The 16,114-nt window shown below is 68.3% G+C and carries 20 protein-coding genes and 1 tRNA gene; 9 read left to right on the forward strand and 12 right to left on the reverse strand.

The features are described from left to right. Positions 1-52: 52 nt before the first annotated feature. Complete coding sequence (gene carA, locus GR316_RS00740; RefSeq protein WP_211784174.1) at positions 53-1,204, reverse strand: glutamine-hydrolyzing carbamoyl-phosphate synthase small subunit; 1,152 nt, start codon at positions 1,202-1,204, stop codon at positions 53-55. 136 nt (positions 1,205-1,340) lie between these two features. On the opposite strand from carA, the gene GR316_RS00745 reads away from it, so the two are divergent. Beyond that, positions 1,341-1,796 carry a GatB/YqeY domain-containing protein gene (locus GR316_RS00745; protein ID WP_211784175.1) on the forward strand — a complete coding sequence of 152 codons (456 nt, stop codon included), beginning with the start codon at positions 1,341-1,343 and terminating at the stop codon, positions 1,794-1,796. A 77-nt stretch (positions 1,797-1,873) separates the two neighbouring features. Continuing rightward, positions 1,874-2,047, forward strand: coding sequence for a DUF3008 family protein (locus GR316_RS00750; protein WP_211784176.1), 174 nt, complete (start codon positions 1,874-1,876; stop codon positions 2,045-2,047). Here the strand turns inward: GR316_RS00750 and GR316_RS00755 are convergent. Both GR316_RS00755 and lipB read right to left on the reverse strand, forming a co-directional pair. Further along, positions 2,044-3,318: a cbb3-type cytochrome c oxidase subunit I gene (locus tag GR316_RS00755; protein ID WP_211784177.1), complete on the reverse strand. Its 1,275-nt coding sequence runs from the start codon at positions 3,316-3,318 to the stop codon at positions 2,044-2,046. The two genes, GR316_RS00750 and GR316_RS00755, sit on opposite strands and share 4 nt — an antisense overlap. Positions 3,319-3,370: 52 nt before the next feature. Further along, the gene (gene lipB / locus GR316_RS00760; RefSeq protein WP_211784178.1) at positions 3,371-4,042 is read right to left on the reverse strand and encodes a lipoyl(octanoyl) transferase LipB; all 672 of its coding nucleotides are present in this window, start codon (positions 4,040-4,042) and stop codon (positions 3,371-3,373) included. A gap of 133 nt (positions 4,043-4,175) precedes the next feature. On the opposite strand from lipB, the gene GR316_RS00765 reads away from it, so the two are divergent. The 4 genes from GR316_RS00765 to GR316_RS00780 all read left to right on the forward strand — a co-directional run bounded on the left by GR316_RS00765 (position 4,176) and on the right by GR316_RS00780 (position 5,667). Continuing rightward, positions 4,176-4,262: transfer RNA gene (locus GR316_RS00765), tRNA-Leu, on the forward strand. A 122-nt stretch (positions 4,263-4,384) separates the two neighbouring features. Then, a complete protein-coding gene (locus tag GR316_RS00770) occupies positions 4,385-4,699 on the forward strand; it encodes a hypothetical protein (protein WP_211784179.1) in 315 nt (104 codons plus the stop codon). 84 nt (positions 4,700-4,783) lie between these two features. Then, a complete protein-coding gene (locus GR316_RS00775) occupies positions 4,784-5,398 on the forward strand; it encodes an N-acetylmuramidase family protein (RefSeq protein ID WP_211784180.1) in 615 nt (204 codons plus the stop codon). Beyond that, positions 5,395-5,667 carry a hypothetical protein gene (locus tag GR316_RS00780; RefSeq protein ID WP_211784181.1) on the forward strand — a complete coding sequence of 91 codons (273 nt, stop codon included), beginning with the start codon at positions 5,395-5,397 and terminating at the stop codon, positions 5,665-5,667. The genes GR316_RS00775 and GR316_RS00780 overlap by 4 nt, the downstream gene beginning before the upstream one ends. A 156-nt stretch (positions 5,668-5,823) precedes the next feature. On the opposite strand, the gene GR316_RS00785 is transcribed toward GR316_RS00780, so the two are convergent. The 6 genes from GR316_RS00785 to GR316_RS00810 are packed head-to-tail and all read right to left on the reverse strand — an operon-like array spanning position 5,824 to position 11,228. Next, a complete protein-coding gene (locus GR316_RS00785) occupies positions 5,824-6,759 on the reverse strand; it encodes an AEC family transporter (RefSeq protein WP_211784182.1) in 936 nt (311 codons plus the stop codon). Further along, on the reverse strand, positions 6,756-7,544 hold the full coding sequence (locus GR316_RS00790; RefSeq protein WP_211784183.1) for an MBL fold metallo-hydrolase: 789 nt from the start codon (positions 7,542-7,544) through the stop codon (positions 6,756-6,758). The genes GR316_RS00785 and GR316_RS00790 overlap by 4 nt, the downstream gene beginning before the upstream one ends. Beyond that, positions 7,541-8,332, reverse strand: coding sequence for a TatD family hydrolase (locus GR316_RS00795; RefSeq protein WP_211784184.1), 792 nt, complete (start codon positions 8,330-8,332; stop codon positions 7,541-7,543). The genes GR316_RS00790 and GR316_RS00795 overlap by 4 nt, the downstream gene beginning before the upstream one ends. Continuing rightward, entirely contained in the window at positions 8,329-9,429 is a 1,101-nt protein-coding gene (locus GR316_RS00800) for a DNA polymerase III subunit delta' (RefSeq protein WP_211784185.1), read from the reverse strand. The genes GR316_RS00795 and GR316_RS00800 overlap by 4 nt, the downstream gene beginning before the upstream one ends. 12 nt (positions 9,430-9,441) lie before the next feature. Beyond that, entirely contained in the window at positions 9,442-10,050 is a 609-nt protein-coding gene (gene tmk, locus GR316_RS00805) for a dTMP kinase (protein WP_211784186.1), read from the reverse strand. After that, entirely contained in the window at positions 10,047-11,228 is a 1,182-nt protein-coding gene (locus GR316_RS00810) for a D-alanyl-D-alanine carboxypeptidase family protein (RefSeq protein ID WP_249218783.1), read from the reverse strand. The genes tmk and GR316_RS00810 overlap by 4 nt, the downstream gene beginning before the upstream one ends. A gap of 183 nt (positions 11,229-11,411) precedes the next feature. Between GR316_RS00810 and GR316_RS00815 the strand changes: the two genes are divergently transcribed. Beyond that, the gene (locus tag GR316_RS00815) at positions 11,412-12,704 is read left to right on the forward strand and encodes an adenylosuccinate synthase (protein WP_211784188.1); all 1,293 of its coding nucleotides are present in this window, start codon (positions 11,412-11,414) and stop codon (positions 12,702-12,704) included. Here GR316_RS00815 and GR316_RS00820 read toward each other — a convergent pair whose 3' ends face one another. Continuing rightward, positions 12,705-13,352 carry a hypothetical protein gene (locus GR316_RS00820; RefSeq protein ID WP_211784189.1) on the reverse strand — a complete coding sequence of 216 codons (648 nt, stop codon included), beginning with the start codon at positions 13,350-13,352 and terminating at the stop codon, positions 12,705-12,707. Positions 13,353-13,478: 126 nt separating this feature from the next. On the opposite strand from GR316_RS00820, the gene GR316_RS00825 reads away from it, so the two are divergent. Further along, complete coding sequence (locus tag GR316_RS00825) at positions 13,479-14,135, forward strand: thiamine diphosphokinase (protein WP_211784190.1); 657 nt, start codon at positions 13,479-13,481, stop codon at positions 14,133-14,135. 3 nt (positions 14,136-14,138) lie between these two features. Here GR316_RS00825 and GR316_RS00830 read toward each other — a convergent pair whose 3' ends face one another. Together GR316_RS00830 and GR316_RS00835 are read right to left on the reverse strand one after the other, a co-directional pair. Further along, positions 14,139-14,540 (reverse strand): hypothetical protein, encoded by a 402-nt coding sequence (locus GR316_RS00830; protein ID WP_211784191.1) that lies wholly within the window; start codon positions 14,538-14,540, stop codon positions 14,139-14,141. Positions 14,541-14,543: 3 nt separating this feature from the next. Then, entirely contained in the window at positions 14,544-15,746 is a 1,203-nt protein-coding gene (locus GR316_RS00835; protein WP_211784192.1) for a pyridoxal phosphate-dependent aminotransferase, read from the reverse strand. Between the two features lie 79 nt (positions 15,747-15,825). On the opposite strand from GR316_RS00835, the gene GR316_RS00840 reads away from it, so the two are divergent. After that, positions 15,826-16,110: an FAD assembly factor SdhE gene (locus GR316_RS00840; RefSeq protein ID WP_211784193.1), complete on the forward strand. Its 285-nt coding sequence runs from the start codon at positions 15,826-15,828 to the stop codon at positions 16,108-16,110. The last annotated feature ends 4 nt before the right edge of the window (positions 16,111-16,114 follow it).

Below are 16,114 nucleotides of genomic sequence, written 5' to 3' on the forward strand. Positions count from 1 at the left end.
CATGCCCCCCGGAACCCTTGGGGGAGCATGGCCAATCAGAGTTAACGCAAGGTTAAGCGCGGCGCGCCTTCATCGCCTCGGCAAAGCGCTCGAACAGGTGATAGCTGTCCTGCGGGCCGGGGCTGGCCTCCGGGTGATACTGCACCGAGAAGACATCCTTGCCGTCCACCGCGATCCCGCAATTGGACCCGTCGAACAGGCTGACATGGGTTTCGCGCACGCCGGCGGGCAGGGTTTGGCTGTCCACGGTGAAGCCGTGGTTCATCGAGGTGATCTCCACCTTGCCGCTGACGAGATCCTTGACCGGGTGGTTCGCGCCGTGATGCCCGTGGCTCATCTTCACCGTGCGCGCCCCGAGGGCGAGGGCGAGGATCTGGTGGCCGAGGCAGATGCCGAAGACCGGCACGTCCTTTTCCATCACGCCCTTGATCATCGGCACCGCATATTCGCCGGTCGCGGCCGGATCGCCGGGGCCGTTCGACAGGAACACGCCTTCGGGATTCAGGGCCAGCACATCCTCGGCCGTGGCCGTGGCGGGCAGGACGGTGACATCGCAGCCCGCGCTGGCAAGGCAGCGCAGGATGTTGCGCTTCGCACCATAGTCGATGGCGACGACGCGCAGGCCCTCGCCCTCGCGCTTGGCGAAACCTTCGGACCACGCCCAACGCATCTCATCCCAGCGGTAGGACTGTGCGCAGGTCACGTCGCGGGCCAGATCCAGCCCGACGAGGCCCTGCCACGCCTTCGCCCGCGCAACCAGCGCCGGAACGTCGAAATTGCCGTCGGGATCGTGGGCCAGCGCGACATGGGGCGCGCCCTGCTGGCGGATCGCCCGCGTCAGCCGCCGCGTGTCCAGCCCGCCGATGCCGATCCGGCCCTTCAGGCGCAGCCATTCGCCGAGTTCCGTCGTGGCCCGCCAGTTGGAGGATTCCGTCGGATCCCATTTCACCACCATGCCGGCGGCGACGGGATCGGCGGTTTCCTCGTCCTCGGACGTGGTGCCGACATTGCCGATATGGGGGAAGGTGAAGGTCACGATCTGCCCGGCATAGGACGGGTCGGTCATGATCTCTTGATAGCCCGTCATGGCGGTGTTGAAGACCAGCTCGGCCACCGTCTCGCCCACCGCGCCGAAACCTCGGCCATAGAAGACGGTCCCGTCCGCCAGCGCCAGGCAGGCTGTGGGTTTGGATTGCGTCTCCATTGCGCGACTCCTCTGGTTTCGGATAAACGGCCGTTATCTAAGGCCGCGTCGGCGCAGGGTCAAGGCGGAACATGCGGGTTCCCAGCCGCGTTCGGGCGGGGTATCGTGCCGGCTGGAACATCAAAGGTGCCCCGTAATGACGATCCGCGACAAGCTGCAAGCCGCCCTGAAGGACGCCATGCGCGCGAAAGAGGCAGAGCGCCTGTCCACGCTGCGTCTGATCAATGCCGCCATCAAAGACCGCGACATCGCCGCCCGCGCCGAGGGTGAGGATGCCGTATCCGATTCCGACATCCTCGCGGTGCTGGGCCGCATGGTGAAGCAGCGTCAGGAAAGCGCCCGCGTCTATGAGGAGGGGGAGCGCCCCGAGTTGGCTGCGCGCGAACGGGCGGAGATCAAGGTGATCGAAGAGTTCCTGCCCCGGCAGCTGTCGTCGGCCGAGATCACCGCCGCGATCGAGGATGCGGTCGCGGAAACGGGGGCGACCTCGTTGCGGGACATGGGCCGGATCATGGCGATCCTGAAGGCGAAATACACCGGGCAGATGGATTTCGGCGCGGTCGGCGCGCAGATCAAGGCGCGGCTCGGCTGAGTTTCGCCTCTGGCGGGGAACCTCTGGCCGCCGAAGCGGTTGGCCCCGCTGACCCAAGCGAGATGAAGGAGGTTTGCATGCCGGCGCAGGTCCGATACGAACACTTCACGGAAGCGGCGGAGGCGGCACTGGCCGCCCGGCGCGGAACGATCCGCAAGACGGCCCTTCGGGGCAAGCCACGCGAGATGTACGAACATCTGACCGTGGCGGAGCTGGAGGAGATGGCGCTCATCCCCGCCGCCCGCCATTAGGCACGGCGCAGCGCCCATCCGCGCGCCAAGAGCGGGCGCAGCGCAAGGCCCGCACTGACGAGAAACAGCGCGAGGCCGGCCACCGACAGGCCGGTCCCGATCTGTGCCGGAACCGTGCCGTTCGATCCGAACGCCCCCGGCGCCCATCCCAGAACCGTCCCAAGCGCGATCAGCCCGAACTGCACCCAAGCGGACCGGGCCGGCAAGGCGCGCCCCGTGATCTCCGGCAGCCAGAGATAGAACGCCGCAAAGAGCGCGAAGGCGCTGGCCAGCGCCACCACGTAATGGAAACGAGCCGGCTCCGTGCCGCCAAGGAGCGTGGTGACGGCGCCCGTGGCCATCAGCGCCAGCGCCGCCATCCCCCATGCCATCGGCAGGCCAAGGGCCGCGCCGCGCAGCACCATCAGCACCAGACCCGCCAGCATCAGCGCCGGAAGGGCGGCAAGCCGCGGGGCGAGGGCGAGGAATCCGTCCATCGGCAGGGTTCCGGCAAAGCTCTGCTGCATCCACAGGATCGTGCCAAGCGCGGCCACGATGGCCAGAAGGCCGACGAACGCCGTGCGGGCGGGCAGGGCGCGGCCGGTGGCACGTTCCGTCACATGGGCAATGATGCCGAAACCGGGCAGCAGCATGGCGAAGAGTTCGGGCTGACCGTAGAACCACAGGACGCCGCGCAGCGCGGCGACATCCCCGCCCGCATCGAGCCACAGCGCCGCCGGACGCCCGATCCCGGCGGCCAGCAGCACCGCCGCCGCCGACACCACCGGCAGCGCGGCCAGAAGCACGCAGGCCGTGATCAGCAGCGACCAGCCCAGCACCGGCACCTCGGCCGCCGGGCGTCGGCGCGCGACGACGAAGGTCGTGATGACGTTGATCGCCGAGAGGGAGCCGCTCAGCCCCACCATCGCCAGCGCGCCGAGGCCGACCGGCAGGCTGGCCGTCAGCACCGCCGCCCCCGCACCCGCCACGCCCAAGGCATGCAGCCACAGCGCCAGATGCGCCATGCGCGGAAGGGCCGGGCCGCGGGCGCCGATCTCTGCCGGAAGGGCCAGCGCGGCGATGCCGCCGAACAGCGCGGGCAGCGTCACGAAGAAGGTCATCAGCACGCCATGCGCCGCGATCGCCCCGGCCGACCCTTCGATCCAGCCGAACCGAAGCGCGGCGGCAAGGCCGCTCGCCCCGGCGCCGGCGATGAGCGCGATCAGCAGATGGGCAAGGCCGATCAGCCGGTGATCGGGCGCTGCCTTCGGTGTCATGTCGTCTGCGGCCATGCGGCCCCTCCTTGGTGGCTGGGGTGCGACCATGCCCCGTACCCTTCCGGGTCTAGCGCGCGGCGGCGGCGGTGTCCAACATCGGGAAATGCCGCGGGAAGGTCGCCATCAGCGCGGTGTCCACATCGGCCATGGTGACCGGAAGCCCCAGATCGACGAGGCTGGTGACGCCGTGTTCGCGGATGCCGCAGGGCACGATGCCATCGAAATGGCCCAGATCCGGTTCGACGTTCAGGCTGATGCCGTGAAAGCTGACCCAGCGGCGCAGCTTCACGCCGATCGCGGCGATCTTGTCCTCGCGCACCGAGCCGTCGAGGTTCGGCGCCTTGTCGGGGCGTGTGACCCAGACGCCGACGCGCCCCTCGCGCCGTTCGCCGCGCACGCCGAATTCGGCCAGCGTGTCGATGACCCATGCCTCCAGCGCGGCGACGAACCGGCGCACGTCGCGCCCGCGTGCGGCCACGTCCAGCATCACATAGGCGACCCGCTGCCCCGGCCCGTGATAGGTGTACTGCCCGCCGCGGCCCACCTCGAACACCGGAAAGCGTCCGGGGGCGACCAGATCCTCGGCGCGGGCGGAGGTGCCGGCGGTATAGAGGGGGGGGTGTTCCAGCAGCCAGACCGCCTCATCCGCCTCGCCGCGCGCGATGCGGGCAACCCGATCCTCCATCGCGGCAAGGGTTTGCCGGTAATCCGCCAGCCCGGGAAGATGCGTCCAATCCATCGCCTGCGCCTTTCGTCTTCTGGCCCCACAGATGGGCGAAACGGCGCGCGGATACAATCGTGAAGAGGGGCGAAGAATCCGCTTTTCAAGCCTCGATGAACCGGCTACAAGCCCGTCACCAAGCCAAGACAGTGCGGTCGTGGCGGAATTGGTAGACGCGCAGCGTTGAGGTCGCTGTGGGGTAACTCCCGTGGAAGTTCGAGTCTTCTCGACCGCACCATCACTACGAGCAGGGCGGACCGCAAGGTCCGCCCTTCGTCGTTTCAGCCCTCCGCACGGTGCCCTTTCGTCGCCTTAACGCCGCCCATGCATCCTGATCCGCGACTGTGGAAAGGACATGGCATGGACGGATATGGATGGACGCTCTGCGCCCTCTGGGCCGAAGGGGCGCGGACGCTGATTCCCAGCGCGATGGGCGGGCTGACGCGGTGGATCACGGGGCGGCGGCGCAGCCTGCGCGATGCGGGGGTGGCCGTGGCGGGCGGGATGCTGGCGGGGTTCTATCTGTGGCCCGCGATCCTGTGGATCATCGGCATGGAGGAAACGCCCCATGCCACCGCGATGGCGGCCTATATCGCGGGCACGCTCGGGATGTCGGCGGTGCGCGCGCTGATGGCACTGGTGGAGGCGCGCGCGCAGAGGCTGCGCGATGCCTGATCCCCTGTTCCGCCTGATCTGCGAAGAGGGCCGCGCATGGGCGCTGGCCGGTATTGTCACCATCCTGTTCTGGGGGATCGCCGTATGAGCACCCGTTTCCAAGGCCGCGCACGCCGGCTTGATGATTACGACCTGCCCGAGATCGGCGCCCTGATCGGCGTCGGAGAGGACGAATTGCACGCCGTCATCGATGTCGAGACGGCGGGCGGCGGCTTCGACCGGCAGGGCCGCCCCCGCATGCTGTTCGAGCCGCATATCTTCTGGCGCGAACTGCCCGAGGCCAAGCGCCGCAGCGCCGAGCGGGCGGGCCTTGCCTATGCCCGGTGGGGCGAGGCGCCCTATCCGGCCGACAGCTATCCGCGGCTGGAGATGGCGATGCTGCTGGATTCGCGCGCGGCGTTGCGGTCGGCCTCTTGGGGCCTTGGGCAGATCATGGGCTTCAACCACAAGGCGGCGGGCTACGACACGGTGCAGGGCATGGTCGCGGCCTTCATGGACGACGAGGCGGCGCAGCTCGAGGGCATGGTCTGCTTCATCCGGTCCGAGGGGCTGGACGACGAGCTGCGCCGCCATGACTGGTCCGCCTTTGCGCGCGGCTATAACGGGGCGGGCTATGCCACGCATGGCTATCACACGCGGCTTGCGGCGGCCTATGCCAAATGGGCACGCATCCCCGATACGGTCGGGGCCCGCGCATGAGGGGGTGGCTGATCCTCGCGGCGCTGGTGTTCGGGCTGGGCTGCGGGGGGCAGGGGTGGCGGATGGGCCATGCCGCCGCCGAGCGTCAGGCGCTGGTGCGGCTGGCGGCGGCGCGGACCGCCGCCGACCGGGCCGAGGCCGCGCGCCTTGCCCTTGCTGCCGAACGCGACCGACTTGCCCGTTTTCTGGAGGATGCCGCCCATGCGGACCCTGATGCCGATACCCTTGCTCTGCGTGCTGACAGCGTGCGCCGCATCGCCCGCCGCTGAACCGCCGCCCGCGCTGCTGCTGCCCTGCGCGGCGCCGGTGGATCTGCCGGACCACGCCATGACGCAGGCAGAGGTGGAACTGGCATGGGGCCGCGACCGGGGCGCGCTGCGCGACTGTGCAGGCCGTCTGGGCGGGCTCGCCGATTGGGCGGGGGATTAGGGCAGCAGGTGCAGCCAGCCCCAGATGCTGAGCATCGACAGACCCGTCGCCATCAGCACCGAGGTCGCGCTGACGCGCAGCGCCACGCCGTAGAGGTTCGCGAACAGATAGGCGTTCATGCCCGGCGCCATGGACGCCGTCACCACCGCCGAGCGCATCTGATCCGTATCCAGCCCCACGGCGCGCCCGATCAGGAAGGCCAGCCCCGGATGCACCACGAGCGAGAGCACGCAGACCATCGCGATGATCTTGGCATCCCCCTCGGGGCGGTAGCGATAGAGGACGCCTCCCAGCCCGAACAGCGCCGCCGGCAGCGCGGCGCGCATCATCATCGCAACGCCGCCATCGATGAAACCGGGGATCGGCAGGCCCGTCAGGTTCACCGCAAGGCCCAGCGTGATGCCGATCACCAAGGGCTGGCGCAGGATGGACCGGCCGATCTGAAGGCCCAGCCGCGCGGTGGACAGCCCCGTCCCCCGCGCGCGCACGATCTCCATCGAGGCGATGCCGAGGCTGTAGAGGATGGGCGAATGCAGCGCGATGATGGTGAAGTTGCCCTGAAGCGCATCGGCGCCATAGGCGCGTTCCATGATCGGCAGGCCCAGCAGCAGCGAGTTGGAGAAGAGGCAGCAGAAGCCGATCGCCACCGCATCCTCGATCGGGCGGCGGAACACGAATTGCGCGGCCAGCCAGCCGATGACGAAGGACACGATCGCCCCGGTATAGAACGAGGCGAAGAGGCGGATGTCGAAGCTGTCGGCCACATCCAGCCGGCACATGTTGTAGAAGAGCAGGCACGGCACCGCGAAGTTCTGCGCAAAGCGCATGACGCCGTCCACGGCCGCATCGAGGATCAGGTTCGCCCATCGCGCCCACCACCCGAAGGCGATGACGGCAAAGACGGGAAGGATGACCTCGAGCAGTGCCGTCATGGAAGTTCCAGCCTCATTCCGTCATAGGCGGGAAGGATGCCCTCCGGCAGTTCCCCCCGCAGGGTGTCGTAATCCATATCGAGATGCATGTTCGTCAGCACCGCCCGGCGCGGCGCGGCGCGGGCGATCCAGTCCAGCGCCAGCGCCAGATGCGCATGGGTCGGATGCGGTTTGCGGCGCAGCGCATCCACGATGAAGAGATCGAGATCGCGAAGTTCCTCCCACGCCGCCTCGGGCAGTTCCACGGCGTCGGGCAGATAGGCCGCGCGCCCGATGCGGAAACCAAGGGCGTCGATCCCGCCATGCCGCGCGGTGAAGGGGCGGAAGGGGATCGGGCCCCCATCGCCCGCGATTTCGAACGGGCCGTCGATCCGGTGCAGATCGAGGATCGGGGGATAGTGCGAACCCGGCGGCTGCACGAAGGCATAGGCAAAGCGCGTCAGCAGCGCATCCTGCGTCGCCTGATCGGCCCAGACCGGCAGGCGCGTATCCGTGTTGAAGACGATCTGCCGCAGATCGTCGAGGCCGTGGACGTGATCGGCATGGGGATGGGTGTAGACCACCGCATCCAGCGTTCCGACCCCGGCATCCAGAAGCTGATCGCGCATATCGGGCGAGGTGTCGATCAGCACCCGCGTGGTGCCGCCCGGACCCTCCCGCTCCACCAGCAGCGAGCAGCGGCGGCGGCGGTTCTTGGGGTTGGCCGGATCGCAGTCCCCCCAGTGCCCCCCGAGGCGCGGCACCCCCCCGGACGATCCACAGCCGAGGATGGTGAGTCGCATCATGCCGCCGCCCGTGTGAACAGCCGGTCGAAATTGGCGGATGTGGCGGCGGCGAAATCGGCCAAGGACAGGCCGAACACCTCGGCCCCGACCTTGGCGGTATGCGCGGTATAGGCCGGTTCGTTCCGGCGTCCGCGATGGGGCGGAGGGGCCAGATAGGGGCTGTCGGTTTCCACGAGGATGCGGTCCAGCGGGGCGGCGGCGAAGATCTCGCGCAGCGCGCCCGAGCGCGGGAAGGCCGCGATCCCCGACATCGACAGGTAGAAGCCGAGATCCAGCGCCGCCGCCGCCAGTTCCGCCGAGGAGGAGAAGCAGTGCATCACGCAGCCGAACGCCCCGGCGCGATGTTCCTCGCTCAGGATGCGGGCCATGTCGTCATCGGCGTCGCGGGCATGGATGATGAGGGGCAGGCCCGTTTGCCGCGCCGCCTCGATATGCAGGCGCAGGCTTTCCTGCTGCACCGCCGCCGAATCGGCGCTGTAGTGATAATCGAGGCCGGTTTCCCCGATGCCCACGAATTTCGGATGCTGGGCCAGCGCGACCAAATCCTCGATGCGGGCCATCGGTTCTTCGGCGGCGCTCATCGGATGGGTGCCGGCGGCGAAGAACACGCCCTCATGCGCCTCGGCGATGGCGCGGACCTGCGGCACGTTGCGCAGCCGCGTGCAGATGGTGACCATCCGCATCACGCCGGCCGCGCGGGCGCGGGCGATGACATCGGGCAGTTCCTCCGCGAAATCGGGGAAGTCGAGGTGACAGTGGCTGTCAACGATGTGTGGCTGTTCGGTCATAGGCTCCGTGCGACCTCGGCCGCCGTCTCGTCGATCCTTAGGATCATATCCATCAGAAGCGCGGCCGGGTCAAGGTTCACGGCACGGCCGCGCCGCGCGCGCAGGCCCAGCGTCTGCGCCAGATCGGCCCAGCGCAGGGCCGCGGCCGGGGTCGGGGACAGGCGTTCGATCAGATCGGCCTCGCCGGGGGCGGCCTCGGGCGGGGTGCGGCCCAGCGTGCCGGCGCGGGCCATGCGCGCCAGAAGGCGGTCGATCAGGCCGACGATCAGATCGAAGCGCGCCTCGTTGCCGCGCCCGGCGCCGAGTTCGGCCAGCGCCAGCGCCTGCGCACGGTCCAGCCGCGGCAGGCCCGCCAGCAGCCGCACCAGCCCGGCATAGAGGTTCAGCCCGTCGAGGTTCAGAAGGCGCATCGCCTCGCCGACGGAGCCGCCGCCGAGTTCGGCGAGCGGGCCGGGGTCCTCCACCTCCGCGCCCGCCGCCGTCAGCGCCGCGCTGAGCGGGGCCGCATCCAAGGGGGCAAGGCGCAATTCGCGGCAGCGCGAACGGATGGTGGGCAAAAGCGCCGAAGGCTGATGGCTGACCAGCAGCAGGATCACGCCGGGGGGCGGTTCCTCCAGCAGCTTCAAAAGGGCGTTGGCCCCGGCGGGGGCCAGTTCGTCCGCCGCGTCCACGATCGCGACGCGCCGCCCGCCATCGGCCGCGGACAGGCTGAAGAAGCTCTTCATCTTGCGCACCTCGTCCACCCGGATGTCGGCGGAGAGGGCCGATCCGGTGGCATTGGCGCCCCGGCGCAGCAGGAACAGACGCGATTCGGACAGGGCGGACATGCGGCGGGCGGTGGGATGGCCCTCGGGGATGTCCAGACGGTCGGGCGGCCCATCCCCGGCCAGAAGATAGCGGGCAATGCGCCACGCTAGCGTCGCCTTGCCGACGCCGCGCGGCCCGCTGATCAGCCAGCCGTGATGCAGCCGCCCGGACGTCAGCGCATCGAGGAAGGTGCGTTCGGCGGCGTCATGGCCGAAGAGCACATGCGTCTCGCGCGGGTGGGGGGCGCCGTCGATGCGGTCGGGTTCGGGAAGGGGCGTCATCTCGGCCATGGCGGACCCCGATCAGAGCGGCAGGCGCGCCAGCACGGCGCCCAGAACATCCTGCGCCACGGCGTCCGGATCGCCGGTGCCGTCGATGATCTGAAAACGCGGCGCGGCGGCAAGGCGCAGGAACCCGTCGCGCATCTGGCGTTGCAGACCAAGGCCCATATCCTCGAACCGCTGCTCGCCGCCGTGGCGGGCACGGGCGCGGCCAAGGCCGGTTTCGGCGGGAATATCGATCAGCACCGTCAGGTCCGGCTCCACCCCGATCATGGAGGCGTGGAGGATATCGACCTGATCCTCCAGCCCGCCGCGCAGGCCCTGATACATGCGGGTGCTGTCGGCGAAGCGGTCGGTGATGACGATCTCGCCCCGGTCCAGCGCGGGCTGGATGGTCTTTTCCAGATGATCGCGCCGCGCGGCGGTGAAGAGCAGCAGTTCGGTGCGGGCGGACCAGCGTTCGGCCTCGCCCTCCAGCACCATGCGGCGGATGTCCTCGGCCCCGGGGCTGCCGCCGGGTTCGCGCGTCAGCGTGACGGCATGGCCGCGCGCGCGCAGGGCCTCCGCAAGCCGCCGGGCCTGCGTGGACTTGCCCGACCCGTCGATGCCCTCGAAGCTGATGAACGTCACGAGGCGGGCTGTTCGGCCGGCGCGGCCGGATCGCGTGCAAGGAACCGTTCGGCCAGCACCCGCGCCGCCGTGGAGAGCCGCGTGCCGAAGCCGCCTTTGGCCACGGACGATTCGGCCACCAGCGGCACCCGCTGATCGGGCAGGCCGGGGACGTGGATCACCACCTCGCCCAGTTGCTGCCCTGCGGCGATCGGCGCCGAGACGGGGCCGGTATAGGACACCTCCGCCTCGATCCCGTCCTGCGCCGACACGGGCACCAGCAGCTTCACCTCCTCGGCGGCGACGAGGCCGACCTGATCGGACTGGCCCATCCACACATCGGCCTGACCGACGCGCTGACCTTCGGACAGAACGGTCTTCTGGGTGAACTGGCGGAAGGCGTAATTGGCGACCGATTCTGATTCCGTCGCGCGGTCGGCGCCGGAATTCATGCCGTTCAGCACGAACACGATCCGCCGCCCATCGGTTTTCGACACGGCCGAACCGACGAGCCCGTACCCCGATTCTTCGGTATGGCCGGTCTTCAGGCCGTCGGCCTTCCAGTCGCCCGCCTCCAGCGCCAGAAGGGGGTTGCGGTTGTTGGCATTGGCCGGAACGCGGTTCTCGTAATCGAACTGCCGGACGGAGAAGTTGGAATAGAGTTCGGGGAATTCGGTGATCAGCCGCGTCGCCAGCACGCCCAGATCATGCATCGACATCAGATGGTCGGGGTCCGGCCAGCCCGAGGCATTGGCGAAATGCGATTCCGTCAGGCCGATCTGACGCGCTCGTTCGTTCATCATCTGGGCGAAGTTCTCTTCGGTCCCGCCGAGGCCTTCGGCGACGACGACGCAGGCGTCATTGCCCGAATTGACGATGATGCCGTGGATGAGCTCCTCCACCGTCGGGCGGTCGGAGGGTTTGACGAACATCTTGGATCCGCCCATCCGCCACGCCTTTTCCGACACCGGGAACGTGGTCTGCATGGTGACGCGGCCATCGTGCAGCGCCTCGAACAGCATGTTCAGCGTCATCAGCTTGGACATGGAGGCCGGGTGTTCCGGCGTGTGGGCGTTCTTATCCAGAAGCACCGTCTTCGTCGTGATGTCGTAGACCCAGGCCGAAGTCGCGCTCGTTTCGAACGCGTGGCCAAGGGCCGGTACGGCCGTCAGAAGGAGGGCAAGCATCAGCCGTTTCATCGCATTGGTCCCCGTGGTCATCCCATGTCTCGCGCGGCGCCAGCATAAAAGCGGATGCCGCCGAGGGAAAGGGCGGCGTGATCAGGGTTTCGTCAGGTCGATTTCCGTCGATTGGGGTTTTCCCGTGCGCGCGTTGCCGCTATGACACGCACGGTTTGACCAAGGACCGGAAAGGACCGCCAAATGGCCAATGTCGTCGTCGTCGGCGCCCAATGGGGCGACGAAGGGAAGGGCAAGATCGTGGACTGGCTCTCGGAGCGTGCGGATGTGATCGCGCGTTTCCAAGGCGGTCATAACGCCGGGCACACGCTGGTCATCGGCGAGAACGTCTATAAGCTGTCGCTGCTTCCTTCGGGGATCGTGCGCGGGGGCAAGATCTCGGTCATCGGCAACGGTGTCGTGCTGGACCCCTGGCACCTCGTCTCGGAGATCGAGAAGCTGCGCGGCCAAGGCGTGGAAATCAGCCCCGAAAACCTGATGATCGCCGAAAACGCGCCGCTGATCCTGCCGCTGCATGGCGAGCTGGACCGCGCCCGCGAAAGCCAAGCCTCGGTCGCCAAGATCGGCACCACGGGCCGCGGCATCGGCCCGGCCTACGAGGACAAGGTCGGCCGCCGGGCGATCCGCGTCGCCGATCTGGCCGACGATGCCACGCTGGAATTGCGTGTGGACCGCGCGCTGGTGCACCACGACGCGCTGCGCCGCGGCCTCGGGATGGAGCCGGTGGACCGGGACGCGCTCTTGGCCAAGCTGCGCGAGATCGCGCCGCAGGTGCTGCCCTATGCCGCGCCGGTGTGGAAGATCCTCAACGATTCCCGCCGGGCCGGCAAACGCATCCTGTTCGAAGGGGCGCAGGGCGCGCTTCTGGACATCGATTTCGGCACCTATCCCTATGTCACGTCCTCGAACGTGATCGCGGGGCAGGCGGCGACGGGCACCGGCCTTGGGCCGGGCGCGATCGGTTTCGTGCTGGGCATCGTAAAGGCCTATACCACGCGGGTCGGCGAAGGCCCGTTCCCGGCCGAACTGCACGATGCCGACGGCCAGCGTCTGGGCGAGCGGGGGCATGAATTCGGCACCGTCACCGGGCGCAAGCGCCGCTGCGGCTGGTTCGATGCGGTGCTGGTGCGCCAGACCTGCGCCACCTCGGGCGTGTCGGGAATCGCGCTGACGAAGCTCGATGTGCTCGACGGGTTCGAGACGCTGAAGATCTGCGTCGGCTACGATCTGGACGGTCAGCGCCTCGATCACCTGCCGATCGCCGCCGATCAGCAGGCCCGTTGCACCCCCATCTACGAAGAGATGGAGGGCTGGAGCCAGTCCACCGCCGGGGCCCGCACCTGGAACGAGCTTCCGGCTGCGGCGATCAAGTACGTTCGCCGGATCGAAGAGCTGATCCAGTGCCCGGTGGCGCTGCTCTCGACCTCGCCCGAGCGGGACGACACGATTCTGGTGACCGATCCCTTCGCGGACTGATCAGCCGGTTTCATGCAGATAGGGGGAGCGGTCGGTGACACGGAACCGGCCGCTTTTCTGTCTCTGGAGCAGGCCACGCGCGATCAGCGCATCGAAGGCCTGCGCAAGATCGGGATAGGGTATGCCGGTCTGGGCGCCGACATGGCGCAGCACCTGCGGACGGGTGAATTCGGGCCGATCCTCCACGCGGGCGGTCCAGACGGCGGCGGCCTCCACCAGTTCCTCGGTGGTTTCCGCGCCCAGCGTCAGGGCGAAGCTGGCAAAGCCGACCGAGGCCGGATCGGGCCGCGTCTGATCGGCCAGCGGCGTGACGGGGCGGGGGGCGCGCCCGTCCAAGCGGTCGGCGACACCGGCGGCGACGGCGCGTTTCAGGGCGCGCAGCGCCGAGACGCGGCGCTGATGGGCGGGATCGTTCATATGCGTGTCAGCCGTGCGAATCATGCGGTCGAGTGTGGGATCGGGCAGCGGCCCGGACGAGGGGGCGGCGCTTTCCGCCGGGGGGGCCGGCTCCGGCCCGGGGGGCGCGGCGCCGAAATCCCGGTCGCGGGCGGCCAGATCGCGGAAATGCGCCGTCACCTGCGTCATCGTGTTGAAGGGATCGTCGAACCCCTCCAATGTGCAGGAGAAGCTGCCGTAGGAGACGGTCATTATCTTTTTCGGTCCGCTTGTCATGACGCCCGCCCCTCGCGCCCGTTACGGGTCGGTTTTATCGATCAATCACCCGGTATCATCCGTAATCTCGGACCCGACGGGAGTCTTTCCGCTTTCACTCGCATGACGAAACCGATTGTTCAATCATCCGTCCCTGTGACGCTCGTGGCGGGCGGCCCGGCCACGCGGCGCGATCTGCGCCTGTGTCTGCGCCGCGCGCCCCATCTGGTGGCGGCCGATGGCGGGGCGGACCGGGCCTTGGCGGCGGGGCTGTGCCCGGATGCGGTGATCGGCGATCTCGATTCCATCTCGGACGGCGCGCGGCAGGCCTTGGCGGGCCGCCTGCACCATGTGACCGAGCAGGAGAGCACCGATTTCGACAAGGCGCTGCGCAACATCGACGCGCCTTTCGTGCTGGCGGCGGGGGTGACGGGGGCGCGGGCCGATCACGGGCTGGCGGTGCTGAACGCGCTGGTCCGGCATCGGGGGCCGCCTTGCCTTCTGATCGGACCGGAGGATGTGATCCTGCACGCCCATCGCCCGCTGCGGCTGGGCCTGCGGGTGGGGGATCGGGTGTCGCTGTTTCCAATGGCGCGGCTTGCGGGGCGGGCAAAGGGGCTGGTCTGGCCGATCGAGGGGATCACCTTCGCGCCGGATGGGCGCATCGGCACCTCGAACGCGGCAGGCGCGGCCGAGGTGACGCTTGATTTCGAGGGGCCGGGGATGCTGGTGATGCTGCCGCGGGCGCGGCTCGATGCCGCGATCCGCGCGATCCGCTGACCGTCAGCCCTTGGCCAGACGGTCGGCCTTCTTGCGCACCAGAACGGTGCGCAGATCGTGCATGGCCAGCAGCAGATCGTCGGTCACGGCTTCGAGCTGCGCCTCGGTGGCGCGGCTCTGGGCCCAATGGGCGGTCAGGTTCAGATGGTCGATGGCGCGCAGGATGTCATCCACGTCGCGCCGGGCCAGCGTCTCCTGACGGGCGGCGATCCATTCGCGGATCACGCGCTCGTCTTCGGGCGACAGCACTGTGTCGCCCTGCGGTTTGAACTCCCCGTTGCGCGTATTCACCGTCGCGATCTGATCCATCTCGATCCGACGCTGACGGTTTTCCGTGTCGACACGGAACACGATGGCCCCGTTCTCGCGCACACGGAAATAATATTCGGGAAGCTCGCTTGCCATGCGTCAGACCAGACCTTTGCAGAACCGCTGAATGCGCCCGCAGGCTTCTTTCAGCACCTCGTCGGAGGTAGCATAGCTGACGCGGAAGTTCGGCGACAAGCCGAATGCGGCGCCGAAGACGACGGCGACGCCTTCTTCTTCCAGCAGCGCATTGGCGAAGGTTTCGTCATCGGAGATGACCGTCCCCTTGGCCGAGGTCTTGCCGATGCAGCCCGAGATGTCCGGATAGACGTAGAACGCGCCTTCGGGCTTGGGGCAGACGATGCCTTCGGCCTCGTTCAGCAGGGCCACGACCAGATCGCGGCGGCGCTGGAACAGGGCCTTGTTGCCCTCGAGGAAGTCCTGCGGGCCGGTCAGCCCTTCGAGCGCGGCATATTGCGAGATGGAGCAGGGGTTGGAGGTCGATTGCGACTGGATCGTGCCCATCGCCTTGATCAGCGCGGCCGGGCCGGCGGCATAGCCGATGCGCCAGCCGGTCATGGCATAGGCCTTGGACACGCCGTTGCAGGTCAGCGTGCGGTCATAGAGGCCCGGCTCCACCTGCGCGGGGGTGCAGAACTCGAAATCGTCGAAGACGAGGTGTTCGTACATGTCGTCCGACATCACCCAGACATGCGGATGCTTCATCAGCACATCCGTCAGCGCCTTCAGCTCGTCGCGCGTATAGCCCGCACCCGTCGGGTTGGAGGGGGAGTTGAAGATGAACCACTTCGTCTTCGGCGTGATCGCGGCGTCCAGCGCCTCGGCGGTCAGCTTGAAGTTGGTCTCGATCCCGGCGACGACCGGCACCGGCGTGCCGCCCGCCAGCAGCACCATGTCGGGATAGCTGACCCAGTAGGGCGCGGGGATGATCACCTCGTCGCCCGGGTTCAGCGTCGCCATCAGCGCGTTGTACAGGATCTGCTTGCCGCCCGTCCCGACCGAGATCTGGTTCGGTTTGTAGGACAGGCCGTTCTCCCGTTCGAACTTGGCGCAGATGGCCTTCTTCAGTTCGGGAATGCCGTCCACGGCGGTGTATTTCGTCTTTCCGGCGTCGATTGCGCGTTTGGCCGCGTCCTTGACGTTCTGCGGCGTGTCGAAATCGGGCTCGCCGGCGCCGAGGCCGATGACATCGCGCCCCTCCGCCTTCAGCTCGTTCGCCTTGTTCGTCACGGCAATCGTGGGGGAGGGTTTCACGCGCGCCAGCGTATCGGAAAGAAAGGCCATGTCATGTCCCGGTTTGTACTTCGCCGCGCAAAGTCTTAAGTTGCGGGGACTGGCCAAGCAAGCGTTAAGGAGGATGCGCATGGATACGGGAACGGGCGAGGCGGCGGATGCCCGTCTGAAGCGGTTGTCCATGCGGTCCTGGCGGCGGGGCATGAAGGAGATGGATCTGGTGCTCGGCCCGTGGTCGGACACGCATCTGTCCGGCCTGACCGCCGAGGAGCTGGATCAGTACGAACTGCTGCTGGAAGAGAACGATCAGGACCTTCTGGCCTGCATCCTTGGTCGGCGCGAGCCGTGGGGGCCGTTCGCCCCGCTTCTGGCCACGATTTCGGGCCATGCACGGACGCGCTGGCAGAAAGCCTGATCCG

Origin of the sequence: Falsirhodobacter algicola (genome assembly GCF_018279165.1) — a bacterium.
GTDB classification, from domain to species: domain Bacteria; phylum Pseudomonadota; class Alphaproteobacteria; order Rhodobacterales; family Rhodobacteraceae; genus Falsirhodobacter; species Falsirhodobacter algicola.